The 384-nt window shown below is 51.6% G+C and carries 1 protein-coding gene; it reads left to right on the top strand.

The annotated features are described in order from the left end of the window. On the top strand, positions 1–384 hold a 384-nt coding region (locus CWC14_RS18900; protein WP_138564411.1), incomplete at both ends, for a putative inorganic carbon transporter subunit DabA.

Here is a 384-nt window from a genome sequence, read left to right on the forward strand (position 1 = left end):
GGCCTACATTCGCTGGCAAGGCCGGCTCTATCAACAACCGCAAGACGACATGCTACAACTGCTGGCGATCCGCATGGCTTGGGATGTAGTCATTTGGCGCTATTTAAAAGCGCAACACACCAGCACATTCGCGGTGTTACATGAGCAATGGCAATGTGAAAAACAGCACCTTCCTGAACGAACACAAGCGTTTAAAGCAGCGCAAAAACCTTTGTGGGTGTGGGCCAAAGCGTTAGAGGTCAATTATCAGCAAAACTTGCATGCCACACTCAGAGCAGCAGAGCCTGCTCCCCCTAGCGAAAGTGCGCTACAGGCTGTGTTTTGTATTGATGTGCGCTCGGAGGTGATGCGCCGTGCCTTAGAGGCACAAAGTGAGCACATTCA

Origin of the sequence: Pseudoalteromonas sp. S3260, from assembly GCF_005886925.1 — a bacterium.
In the GTDB taxonomy this organism is placed as follows: Bacteria; Pseudomonadota; Gammaproteobacteria; order Enterobacterales; family Alteromonadaceae; genus Pseudoalteromonas; species Pseudoalteromonas tetraodonis.